General features: G+C 59.4%; 11 protein-coding genes. 7 read left to right on the top strand and 4 right to left on the bottom strand.

The annotated features are described in order from the left end of the window. The first annotated feature begins 151 nt into the window (after positions 1-151). Together ACRC4F_RS04205 and pdeM are read left to right on the top strand one after the other, a co-directional pair. Entirely contained in the window at positions 152-2,638 is a 2,487-nt protein-coding gene (locus ACRC4F_RS04205) for a ligase-associated DNA damage response DEXH box helicase (protein ID WP_438658215.1), read from the top strand. Further along, complete coding sequence (pdeM, locus tag ACRC4F_RS04200) at positions 2,638-3,294, top strand: ligase-associated DNA damage response endonuclease PdeM (RefSeq protein ID WP_438658214.1); 657 nt, start codon at positions 2,638-2,640, stop codon at positions 3,292-3,294. The genes ACRC4F_RS04205 and pdeM overlap by 1 nt, the downstream gene beginning before the upstream one ends. A 48-nt stretch (positions 3,295-3,342) precedes the next feature. Here the strand turns inward: pdeM and ACRC4F_RS04195 are convergent, their stop codons facing one another. Together ACRC4F_RS04195 and dcd are read right to left on the bottom strand one after the other, a co-directional pair. Beyond that, positions 3,343-3,552: a hypothetical protein gene (locus ACRC4F_RS04195; RefSeq protein ID WP_150630745.1), complete on the bottom strand. Its 210-nt coding sequence runs from the start codon at positions 3,550-3,552 to the stop codon at positions 3,343-3,345. Positions 3,553-3,658: 106 nt separating this feature from the next. Continuing rightward, positions 3,659-4,225 (bottom strand): dCTP deaminase, encoded by a 567-nt coding sequence (gene dcd, locus ACRC4F_RS04190; protein WP_110658603.1) that lies wholly within the window; start codon positions 4,223-4,225, stop codon positions 3,659-3,661. A gap of 354 nt (positions 4,226-4,579) precedes the next feature. Between dcd and ACRC4F_RS04185 the strand changes: the two genes are divergently transcribed. Beyond that, complete coding sequence (locus ACRC4F_RS04185) at positions 4,580-4,789, top strand: cold-shock protein (protein WP_002554837.1); 210 nt, start codon at positions 4,580-4,582, stop codon at positions 4,787-4,789. A 109-nt stretch (positions 4,790-4,898) separates the two neighbouring features. Here ACRC4F_RS04185 and ACRC4F_RS04180 read toward each other — a convergent pair whose 3' ends face one another. Beyond that, positions 4,899-5,906 (bottom strand): DUF481 domain-containing protein, encoded by a 1,008-nt coding sequence (locus ACRC4F_RS04180; protein WP_438658213.1) that lies wholly within the window; start codon positions 5,904-5,906, stop codon positions 4,899-4,901. A 136-nt stretch (positions 5,907-6,042) separates the two neighbouring features. Between ACRC4F_RS04180 and ACRC4F_RS04175 the strand changes: the two genes are divergently transcribed. From ACRC4F_RS04175 to ACRC4F_RS04160, 4 genes are all read left to right on the top strand, one after another. Continuing rightward, a complete protein-coding gene (locus ACRC4F_RS04175) occupies positions 6,043-6,423 on the top strand; it encodes an MGMT family protein (RefSeq protein ID WP_438658212.1) in 381 nt (126 codons plus the stop codon). 44 nt (positions 6,424-6,467) lie between these two features. Beyond that, a complete protein-coding gene (locus ACRC4F_RS04170) occupies positions 6,468-8,027 on the top strand; it encodes an AmpG family muropeptide MFS transporter (protein ID WP_438658211.1) in 1,560 nt (519 codons plus the stop codon). Between the two features lie 130 nt (positions 8,028-8,157). After that, positions 8,158-9,873, top strand: a complete 1,716-nt coding sequence (locus tag ACRC4F_RS04165; protein WP_438658210.1) for a proline--tRNA ligase — start codon at positions 8,158-8,160, stop codon at positions 9,871-9,873. Positions 9,874-9,890: 17 nt separating this feature from the next. Continuing rightward, a complete protein-coding gene (locus ACRC4F_RS04160; RefSeq protein WP_438658209.1) occupies positions 9,891-10,844 on the top strand; it encodes a hypothetical protein in 954 nt (317 codons plus the stop codon). 80 nt (positions 10,845-10,924) lie between these two features. Here ACRC4F_RS04160 and ACRC4F_RS04155 read toward each other — a convergent pair. Continuing rightward, on the bottom strand, positions 10,925-11,060 hold a 136-nt coding region (locus ACRC4F_RS04155; RefSeq protein WP_438658216.1), incomplete at its 5' end, for an integrase core domain-containing protein.

The raw sequence follows: 11,060 nt of genomic DNA, 5'->3' as shown, positions 1-11,060 counted from the left end.
GGCTTGCTGGCGATGCTGTGTCAGTCGACAACAAAGCGTCTGACACACCATCGCCAGCAAGCCGGCTCCTACAGGATCGTGTTTCTTCATTAAACCTTTGCCCTTGCGCCGCGGTCACTGAAAGAAGACTTTCAGGACGCATACCGCCGGCATGGGAACCTCCCCCGACTACGCAAAACAATGGTTCAACGCCCGCGACTGGAAGCCGTTCGCCTTTCAGAAGCAAGTGTGGGCGGCGGTTAGACGCGGTGAGTCCGGGTTACTTCACGCCAGCACCGGCGCCGGTAAAACCTATGCAGTCTGGTTTGCCGCGCTCAATCGCTTCGCCAGGTCGATTGCTCCTGTTGAAAACCCTCGTAAACGAAAACCCCTTGCCGAACCGCTGACAGTCCTGTGGATAACCCCCATGCGCGCGCTGGCGGCGGATACGGCTCGTGCGCTGGAAACGCCATTGCTGGATTTGCAGATCCCCTGGAGCGTCGGCCTGCGCACCGGCGACACCAGCAGCAGCGAACGTGCACGACAGAGCCGGCGCCTGCCAACGACGCTGATTACTACCCCCGAAAGCCTGACCCTGATGCTCGCCCGTGCCGATGCGCAAACAGCGCTGTCGACCTTGCGCATGGTGGTGGTCGACGAATGGCACGAACTGCTCGGCAACAAGCGTGGCGTGCAGTTGCAACTAGCCCTCGCCCGTTTGCGTCGGTGGAATCCGGACCTGATCGTGTGGGGCGTTTCCGCGACGCTGGGTAACCAAGCCCATGCCGAACAGGTTTTGATCCCGCAGGGTGGCGGCATCAGCGTCCAGGGCCAAACGTCCAAGGAACTGCGGGTCGATACGTTGCTGCCACCGGCCATCGAGCGATTTCCATGGGCCGGACACATTGGTTTGAAGATGTTGCCGCAAGTGGTCGTCGAAATAGAGTCCAGCCCCAGCAGCCTGGTGTTCACCAATACACGCGCGCAATCCGAGATCTGGTATCAGGCCTTGCTGGAGGCTCGCCCCGATTGGGCCGGGCTGATCGCCTTGCATCACAGCTCACTCTCACGAGACACCCGCGACTGGGTCGAGCGAGCGCTGAAGGAAGGTCAGCTCAAAGCCGTGGTCTGCACTTCAAGCCTGGACCTTGGGGTGGATTTCCTGCCGGTGGAACGGGTGCTGCAAATCGGCTCGGCCAAAGGTGTGGCGCGTCTGATGCAACGTGCCGGGCGCTCCGGTCATGCGCCGGGGCGGGTGTCGCGGGTGACACTGGTGCCGACTCACAGCCTGGAGCTGATCGAAGCGGCGGCGGCTCAGGACGCCGTGGCACAACGCCGTATCGAGCCTCGCGAGTCGCCGCACAAACCGCTGGACGTGCTGGTTCAACACTTGGTCAGCATGGCGTTGGGCGGAGGGTTTCTGCCCGATGAGTTGTATGAAGAAGTCCGTGGTGCCTGGGCCTATCGCGATCTCACCGCGGCGGATTGGACTTGGGCGCTGGCTTTCGTACGCAACGGTGGACTTTCCCTGACAGCCTATCCGGATTATCGCCGGGTCGAACCTGACGAACATGGGGTCTGGCGCGTACCGGATGCGCGGTTGGCGCGGCGACATCGCATGAGCATCGGCACCATCGTCAGCGATGCGAGCATTCAGCTGAAGTTCTGGAGCAAGGGTGGCGGCGGCAAGCAGTTGGGCAGTGTCGAGGAAGGATTTATTGCCCGACTCAAGCCGGGCGACGGTTTTCTGTTCGCGGGGCGCTTGCTGGAGTTGGTGCGGGTGGAAAACATGACGGCTTACGTCAAACGCAGCACCGCGAAAAAAGCCGCGGTGCCGCGCTGGAATGGCGGACGGATGCCGCTTTCCAACGAACTGGCGCAAGCAGTGGTCACGCGTTTCAGTGCGGCGGAGCAAGGCGAGTTCATCGGCCCGGAGATGCGGGCGTTGCGTCCGCTGCTGGAAGTGCAACAACGCTGGTCCGGGCTGCCGACTTCGAATACGTTGCTGGCCGAGGCGCTGAAGTCCCGCGAAGGCTGGCACCTGTTCCTTTACCCATTTGCCGGGCGCCAAGTGCATCTGGGACTGGCGAGTTTGCTGGCGTGGCGGGTCAGTCAGCAGCAGGCGGTGACGTTTTCCATTGCGGTCAACGATTACGGACTGGAGTTACTCAGCGCCACGGCTGTGGACTGGTCGCAGGTGTTGAACCCCGAACTGTTGAGTCCCGAGCATTTGTTGAAAGACGTGCTCGCCAGTCTGAACGCCGGCGAGCTCGCGGTGCGCCGCTTTCGGGAAATCGCACGAATTGCCGGGCTGGTGTTTGCCGGCTACCCCGGCGCACCGAAAAGCACGCGGCAGGTTCAAGCCTCCAGCGGGCTGTTCTTTGAAGTGTTCAAACAGTACGACGCGGGGAATCTGTTGCTGGCCCAGGCCGGGGAAGAAGTCCTGCGGGAAGAACTGGATATTCAGCGTCTGGAACAGACGTTGGCGCGACTCAATCGGCTGAAAATGGACCTGCATCACATCAAGCGTCCTACACCGCTGGGGTTTCCGCTGTTGGTTGAGCGCATGCGGGAAAGCATGAGTTCGGAGAAGCTCGCGGACCGTATCCGACGCATGGTTACCGACCTTGAGAAAACCGCCGAAACCGGAAAAACCTGATGAGTACGCCCTATCCCGTGCGGCTGGCCGGTGAAGAACTGTGGCTGCTGCCGGAAAAAGCCATCTACTGGCCTGCGCAACAAGCGCTGCTGATCGCTGATGTGCATTTCGGCAAGGCTGCGGCCTATCGAAGCCTGGGTCAGCCGGTGCCGCATGGCACCACCGCCAGCAACATCGCAGTGCTGGACGGGCTGTTGGCGGCCCTGCCCTGCCGACAGTTGATTTTCCTTGGGGACTTTCTGCACGGGCCAGGCTCCCATGCCACCGGCACGTTAAGCGCACTGTCTGCGTGGCGGGCACGGCACCCGGATCTGCCGATGACACTGATCCGCGGCAACCACGACAAACGCGCCGGAGACCCGCCAGCCTCATTAGACATTCGCGTAGTGCCTGAACCGCTGCTGCTCGGGCCGTTCGCCTTGCAACATGAGCCCGATCCGCATCCGCACCGGCATGTGCTCGCCGGACATGTGCATCCGGTTTATCGGCTGAACGGCCGGGGTCGACAGAGCCTGCGACTGGCCTGTTTCAGATTGGGAGAGGACATCAGCGTGCTACCGGCCTTCGGCGCGTTTACCGGCGGTTATCAGGTCGAACGGGACGACAGCTGCCGGATCTTTGTCATCGGCGACAACGAAATATGGCCAGTCAGCTGAAGTCTTCAGGGACTACAGCTGACTGGCCATTCATTTTTCGATGACAGATCAGGCTACCGGCGCGGGAGGCGGCTCATCCGGCAGAGTAGGCTCACCGGGCTCGGTCGGTTGTTCGTTGGGGGTATCGGGATCAGGCTGACCGGGGATGCCCCCTGCCATGCTGATAGGTGGATGTGCCAACAAGGACCAGGCCAAGACGCCAACCTGATTGGGCTCAAGCCTTGCCAGTTCGGCACTTATTTGCGGATCGATCTTCATAAAGCACTCCTGAGCGATGGCCCCGTCCGCTGTGCGCGAACCGGGCAGTACACCCAATAGAGTGTCTACCCGCTCAAGAATTCCCGCGACCTGCCAGATGAATCGTTCAGGTGCGTGGCAGGGTCACGCCGCGTTGGCCCTGATACTTGCCGCCACGGTCCTTATAGGACACTTCGCACTCTTCGTCGGATTCAAGGAACAGCATCTGCGCCACGCCTTCGTTGGCGTAGATTTTCGCCGGCAGGTTAGTTGTGTTCGAGAATTCCAGGGTCACGTGCCCTTCCCACTCAGGCTCAAGCGGGGTGACGTTGACGATGATGCCGCAGCGGGCGTAGGTGCTTTTGCCCAGGCAAATGGTCAATACGTTGCGCGGAATACGGAAGTATTCAACGGTACTGGCCAGAGCGAAAGAGTTCGGCGGGATGATGCAGACGTCACTGTGGATATCGACGAAGCTGCCGGCATCGAAATTTTTCGGGTCGACAATGGCCGAGTTGATGTTGGTGAACACCTTGAAATGATTGGTGCACCGAACGTCGTAGCCGTAACTCGACACGCCGTAGGAGATCACACGGTTATCGTCGCTGCCGCGAACCTGACGCTCGACGAACGGCTCGATCATGCCGTGTTCCTGCGCCATGCGGCGAATCCACTTGTCCGATTTGATGCTCATGGCGGGTGTCCTGAATAGCGAGGTGGAAAAATTCTGTCCGGCATCTTACCGGTCGCGCGCTCCGGGTTCAAAGTCCGGGGCATAATTCTCGGCGATCCCCCGTGATATCTGGGCCTTCACCGCAAATCGATGCACCGTCAGTCATGAAAACAGAGAAACCTTCGCCGCAAGCATTGGCACGTTCCGGAAAAAGGGTTAAGGTGGCGCCACTGTGCTGCTTGTGTCACTGAGAATCTCTACACGATATGTTGAATTTCGATCCAACCATCTACAAGAATTTTTCCTGCTCTTTGCACTCAGTCTCGGCCAGGGTTCTTCCTGCGTCGCAGTTATCTTTGTTCAAGGAGTTACACCATGTCTAATCGCCAAACTGGTACCGTTAAGTGGTTCAACGATGAAAAAGGCTTCGGCTTCATCACTCCACAATCCGGTGACGACCTGTTCGTTCACTTCAAAGCTATCCAATCCGACGGCTTCAAAAGCCTGAAAGAAGGCCAACAGGTTTCTTTCATCGCTACCCGCGGTCAGAAAGGCATGCAAGCTGAAGAAGTTCAAGTTATCTAACTTGTACTTGCTTTAGTAAAAAGCCCCGCCCTCAAAAGCGGGGCTTTTTTGTGCCTGAGTGTTTTGCAGGCAAAAAAAATCGCAGCCAGTGGCTGCGATTTTTTGCGTCTTACCAGGCCACGCCAAACCCTGCGGTGTAACGGGTCTTTTCCAGATCGGCATCGTCGGTGCCGCTGATGACGTCTCGCTCGGCCTTCAGGTTAAGCGATGCCCACTCGGTGACTTTGTAACGCAACCCGACCTCGGCATCCAGCGCGTAATCCGCCACGCCCGACAGCGGCTTGCCCACTTCGCCGTTGGTGAAGAACTCGACCTGCTTGCCAATCAGGTAGCGGTTGTAATCCCACTTCATCGCCAGGGAGTAGAAGTTTTCCTTGCTGCCATCGGAGAACTTATAGTCCGTGCGGTTGATCAGCGAGCCCAGGGAGAACGCGCCCAGTTCGTCATCCCAGAACTGGTAACCCGGACCCGTACCGACCGTGCGCTGACGGGAAAGGTCTTCAACCTTGTCGCGCTTATAGACTGCGCGGCCCTGCCAGAACCATTTCTCGGTCAGGAAGCGGTCGAGCGAGTACTCGCCCCGCCAGTTGTCGGTGGTGACCACGTCATCCTGGAATTCGCGGTTGTACTCGCCTTCAGCGATATGCCGCCATTTGCCATGGCGGGCAGTGGTCTTGAAGTCGATGTCGTAGTCATCGGTATCTTTTTCCGCGCGCTGGTAATCCAGCGCCGCGTCGATATTCCCTTTCCACACCAGATCTTCAACGACCGGCTTGGGTTTGAGAATCTGCTGGATACTCGCCAGTTCGACTGTCTTCGGTGCTTCGCCATTTTCCAGCGTCACCTTGCCGTCGTCTGCCGCATGCAGTGACTTGGCCTTCTCGCCGGTGTAGGCATCCTGCTTGACCAGCAGTTCCTGATCACTTTCCAGGGTTTTCACCTGTTTCCAGTCGATCGGGACCGCACCGGCGTATTCGGTCTGGATCAGCAATTTACCGCCATCGAACAGCGTGATCTTGCCGCTCAGCTTGTCACCGTTTTTCAACCAGACGGTATCAGCGAGCAGGGGCGTAGAAGCACTCAGGACAGCAAGGCACAGCAGGGTTCTGGACACCATAAGCAAATACAGGCTCAAGATTGCGAAAAAAAGTCGGCATTATCCGAAGGAATAAGACCCTAGCATGGACTGACCCGACTATTTCTATTGAGTTCATTTCTCAATGGCTGATTCAGGACTTACTCTACAGACGGTAATGCGAACTTTTTCAGGAACCACGGACGTGACCGACTCAACCACTGAAACCGAAAGTGCCGCGCAAATCCGACGCACGGCGCTCTACCTGACCCTCGCGCAGGTGCCCGAGGGCAAAGTGGTGAGCTATGGTCAACTTGCCGAGCTCGCCGGACTGGGACGAGCCGCCCGCTGGGTGGGACGCACATTGAGTCAACTGCCCGGCGACACTAAATTGCCATGGCACCGTGTACTGGGCGCCGGCGGCCGGATCAGCCTGCCCGTGGGCAGCCCTTCAGGGGACGAGCAGCGCGCGCGATTGCGCTCCGAAGGCGTCAGTATCCTGAACAATCGTGTTGATATTCAGCGCCATGGCTGGCGCCCGGTAGAGCACAGCGGTTAGAGTGCGCGCTTTGTTTCCGTAATTCTTGAGGCAGACTCCAGCCCATGCCCCGTAAAACCTGGCGCGCCGCGCTCGCCGCCTATGCCAGCCCCTCGACGCTTGTGTTGTTGTTGCTTGGTTTCGCCGCCGGCCTGCCCTACATGCTGGTGTTTTCGACGCTTTCCGTCTGGCTGCGTGAAGCCGGTGTGGCCCGCGAAACCATCGGTTATGCAAGCCTGATCGGTTTGGCCTATGCCTTTAAATGGGTCTGGTCCCCGCTGCTCGACCAATGGCGCCTGCCCTTTCTCGGCAAGCTCGGTCGACGACGTTCCTGGCTGGTTCTTTCCCAGGCGTTGGTAATCCTCGGCCTGATCGGGATGGGTTTCTGCGACCCGCAAAAGCATTTGTCCTGGTTGATCGCAATTGCCGTGGTCGTCGCCTTTGCCTCGGCGACGCAAGACATCGCAGTTGACGCTTATCGTCTGGAAATCGCCGACGACACTCGCCAGGCCGCGCTCGCGGCCAGCTATATGTCTGGCTATCGGATCGCTGCCCTGCTGGCGACGGCCGGCGCGCTGTTCTTCGCTGAAGGCTTCGGTTCTACAGGCTTCAACTACAAGCATTCGGCATGGGCCGGCACCTACATCTTGTTTGGCGCCCTGATGGTCCCGGCGCTGCTGACTACGCTGTTCATGCGCGAACCGCCCGTGCCCCTGCGCACTCAACTTCAGGCCGGTCGCTACAGTTTCATGCATCAACTGGTGTCGGTGTTTGTGCTGATCGTGCTGCTGGTGTCCGTACCGGCCATGTTCACCCAGCTCTACAACACCGACTTCGCCAGCGTGCTGTTCGAAGGCGTGAGCCCGCTCGACCTGCTGCTCGAAGACCGCGCCTTCCTGCGGGCGATCCTCTACACCACGCTTACGTTTCTGTGCCTGTCGGCCATGGGCCGCCGTGGCCTGGCGCCGGTGCTGACGCCGATCAACGACTTCATTCTGCGTTATCGCTGGCAGGCGTTCCTGTTGCTCGGGCTGATCGCCACCTACCGCATGTCCGATACGGTCATGGGCGTGATGGCCAACGTGTTCTACATCGACCAGGGCTTCACCAAGGATCAGATCGCCAGCGTCAGCAAAATCTTCGGCCTGATCATGACCCTCGTCGGTGCCGGCATGGGTGGCCTGCTGATCGTGCGTTTCGGCATCTTGCCAATCCTGCTGATCGGCGGCATCGCGTCCGCCGGCACCAACCTGCTGTTCCTGATGCTCGCCGACATGGGCGCCAACCTGAACATGCTGATCCTGACCATTTCTTTGGACAACTTCAGTTCGGGCCTGGCGACGTCGGCGTTCGTCGCGTACCTGTCGAGCCTGACCAACCTCAAATTCTCGGCCACCCAGTACGCCCTGCTCAGCTCGATCATGCTCCTGCTGCCACGCCTGATCGGCGGCTATTCAGGGGTCATGGTAGAGAAATTCGGTTACCACAACTTCTTCCTGATCACGGCGCTGCTGGGCGTTCCGACGCTGTTGTTGATCGCCCTGCACTGGTTCCAGGAGAGCCGCCGTGCAGGCCCGACGCCGACACCCGAACCGGTGCCGACCCAGGTCGCGGAAGAATCGTAGGACATTTCGCAGAGGGCGCGATGATTCCCGCCCTCGTGCCACACCGCCGACCGCACGCCTGTACGCCAGCGGATCTCGCCCGTACAATGCTCCGTCATTTCTCGTCATCAGCAACCGACAACGGCCAACCATGCGCACCAGTCAATTTTTGCTCGCCACACAGAAAGAAACGCCTTCCGACGCGGTCGTCATCAGCCATCAGCTGATGCTGCGCGCCGGCATGATCCGCAAACTCGCCTCGGGCCTGTACACCTGGCTGCCGATGGGCTTGCGAGTGATGCGCAAGGTCGAAGCCGTCGTTCGTGAAGAAATGAACGCCGCAGGCTCTCTCGAAGTGTTGATGCCGAGCACGCAACCGGCTGAGCTGTGGCAGGAATCCGGTCGCTGGGAAGAGTACGGCCCTGAATTGCTGCGCTTCAAGGATCGCCACGGTCGCGATTTCTGCGCCGGCCCGACCCACGAAGAAGTCATCACTGATCTGATGCGCAACGAGCTGAGCAGCTATAAACAGTTGCCGATCAACCTGTACCAGATCCAGACCAAATTCCGTGACGAAATCCGCCCACGCTTCGGTTTGATGCGCGGCCGCGAATTCATCATGAAGGACGCCTATTCGTTCCATGCTGATCAGCCTTCGCTGCAGATCACCTACGACCGCATGCACCAGGCGTACTGCAACGTGTTCACCCGTCTGGGCCTGAAGTTCCGTCCTGTAGAAGCCGACAACGGCTCCATCGGCGGCGCCGGTTCCCACGAGTTCCACGTGCTGGCCGAATCCGGCGAAGACGACATCGTCTTCAGCAACGGTTCCGACTACGCCGCGAACATCGAGAAAGCCGAAGCCGTGCCACGGGAAACCACCCGCCCGGCACCTGCTGAAGAGCTGCGCCTGGTCGACACGCCAGATACCAAGACCATCGCCGCGCTGGTGGAAAAATTCAATCTGCCGATTGAAAAGACCATCAAAACCCTGGTGGTTCACGCTGAAGAGAAAGGCAAGCTGATTGCCCTGATCATCCGTGGCGACCATGAGCTGAACGAAATCAAGGCCGGCAACCAGCCTGGCGTTGCCAGCCCGCTGGTCATGGCGTCCGAAGCCGAACTGCGCGACGCCATCGGCGCCGGCGCCGGTTCCCTTGGCCCACTGAACCTGCCACTGCCAATCATCATCGACCGTTCCGTCGAGCTGATGAGCGACTTCGGCATCGGTGCCAACATCGACGACAAGCACTACTTCGGCGTGAACTGGGAGCGTGATCTGCCAGTTCCGACCGTTGCCGACCTGCGTAACGTGGTCGCCGGCGATCCAAGCCCGGATGGCAAGGGCACCCTGGAAATCAAGCGCGGCATCGAAGTCGGGCACATCTTCCAGCTGGGCAACAAGTACAGCAAGGCGATGAAGTGCGAAGTGCTGGGCGAGAACGGCAAGCCAGTCACCCTGGAAATGGGTTGCTACGGCATCGGCGTTTCCCGCGTGGTGGCTGCGGCCATCGAGCAGAACAACGACGCGAACGGGATCATCTGGAGCGACACACTGGCGCCCTTCCAGGTTGCCCTGGTGCCATTGCGCTACGAGACCGAACAGGTTCGCGAAGCCACCGACAAGCTGTATGCAGAACTGACTGCAGCCGGCTTCGAAGTGCTGCTGGACGATCGCGACAAGAAAACCAGCCCGGGCATCAAGTTCGCGGACATGGAGCTGATTGGCATTCCTCACCGGATCGTGGTCAGTGACCGCGGCCTCGCCGAAGGCAATCTGGAATACAAGAGCCGTACCGAACCTGAAGCGCAAGCGCTGCCGGTTGCCGACGTGCTGTCTTTCCTCCAGGCCCGTATCCGCCGCTGACACCAGATAGAGAAGTCATGTTCAAGCGAAACACCTTAGGCCTCGGTGGTGCCGCCCTGTGCGGCACCCTGCTGGTCAGCGGCTGTGCCAATCACATGTCCCAACGCAGCGAGCACGAGGAGCGTGTCGAGCGCAAATTGCTCGATCACAGCCTGCAGATCGATGTCGGTGAGCCCAAGGTGCTTGAGCTGCCGCAACGGCGGGTGAAAATCCACGAGCAGAAGACGTTCGAAGTCACCGAATTCGAAGTCACGCGTCACTACGACCGCTACACGCCTTACCAACCCTGGCGGGAGGTCTACGAGATCCCGTTGGGCGCGGTGGCAGTGGTGGGCGGTGTCGGCGCCAACGTGGTCAACGTGTTTGCCCTCGGCAGCCTGCCGGACAGCGTCACCAAGGATTGGATGAGCTACGGTTTTGCCGGGCTCAACCCGTTCATGAACGTGCAGTCCAACGGGCGGGCGCAGCAAAACCTGGCCGGGATCGATGAAATCCAGCTCGACAAGCGCACCGAATACTCGAGCCTGCCCTGGAGCGAGCGTCCGGTGGTGGTGAAAGCCGGCAAGGAAACGTTCGAGCTGAGCACCGACAAAAACGGTGTTTTACGCATTAACCTGCTGGACAGCCCGTTCGCCGAACATGACATCAATCATCTGAGCCGACTGTTGATCAGTGTCGAAGATGGTCAGGACGATGTGCACACCGACTCGTCCCTGGCGGTCAGCAGTGGCTTGCGCGGCAAGCTGCTCGAAGCCCATGGCCTGATTTATGACGACCTCGAAGACGACGAAGTGAGCCAGTGGGTACACCGGGTCAAGCGCTTGTCGGAACTGGGTCTGGAAGAAGAAGCCAGCGAGCTGGAGCAAAGCCTGATCGAACTGACCCGCAATGATCCAGAGTTGCAGACCGAGTTTCTCAAGTCGTTGACAAGGGATGCCGGACGACTCGTCGCTGATCCAAACCCGAATTAAGGCTGGAAAGCTTCGCTAGCAGGCTAGCTCCCACAGGGGATTTGAGGCGGTCACCGTCCACAGCAAATCCAATGTGGGAGCTAGCTGTGTAAACCCACCACGTTGTTCACGGATGCTATTCGGCTAATCGGTGGCAAATAACTCAGGCTGGCATGCGGGCGATGCCAGTTGTACTCGTGCAACCACGACGTCAGGTAGGTCGCGCGTTGGTCTGAG

Source organism: Pseudomonas sp., from assembly GCF_051660785.1.
Classification (GTDB): Bacteria; Pseudomonadota; Gammaproteobacteria; order Pseudomonadales; family Pseudomonadaceae; genus Aquipseudomonas.
The sequence above is the reverse complement of the archived record's forward strand: the minus strand, read 5'-3'. Positions and strand labels throughout refer to the sequence as shown.

Bases quoted from the DNA above. Each gene is read 5' to 3' on its own strand.
- ACRC4F_RS04180 (WP_438658213.1), bottom strand. From the start codon at position 5,906: ATGGTGTCCAGAACCCTGCTGTGCCTTGCTGTCCTGAGTGCTTCTACG.
- ACRC4F_RS04205 (WP_438658215.1), top strand. From the start codon at position 152: ATGGGAACCTCCCCCGACTACGCAAAACAATGGTTCAACGCCCGCGAC.
- pdeM (WP_438658214.1), top strand. From the start codon at position 2,638: ATGAGTACGCCCTATCCCGTGCGGCTGGCCGGTGAAGAACTGTGGCTG.
- ACRC4F_RS04175 (WP_438658212.1), top strand. From the start codon at position 6,043: ATGCGAACTTTTTCAGGAACCACGGACGTGACCGACTCAACCACTGAA.
- ACRC4F_RS04185 (WP_002554837.1), top strand. From the start codon at position 4,580: ATGTCTAATCGCCAAACTGGTACCGTTAAGTGGTTCAACGATGAAAAA.
- ACRC4F_RS04165 (WP_438658210.1), top strand. From the start codon at position 8,158: ATGCGCACCAGTCAATTTTTGCTCGCCACACAGAAAGAAACGCCTTCC.
- ACRC4F_RS04195 (WP_150630745.1), bottom strand. From the start codon at position 3,552: ATGAAGATCGATCCGCAAATAAGTGCCGAACTGGCAAGGCTTGAGCCC.
- dcd (WP_110658603.1), bottom strand. From the start codon at position 4,225: ATGAGCATCAAATCGGACAAGTGGATTCGCCGCATGGCGCAGGAACAC.
- ACRC4F_RS04170 (WP_438658211.1), top strand. From the start codon at position 6,468: ATGCCCCGTAAAACCTGGCGCGCCGCGCTCGCCGCCTATGCCAGCCCC.
- ACRC4F_RS04160 (WP_438658209.1), top strand. From the start codon at position 9,891: ATGTTCAAGCGAAACACCTTAGGCCTCGGTGGTGCCGCCCTGTGCGGC.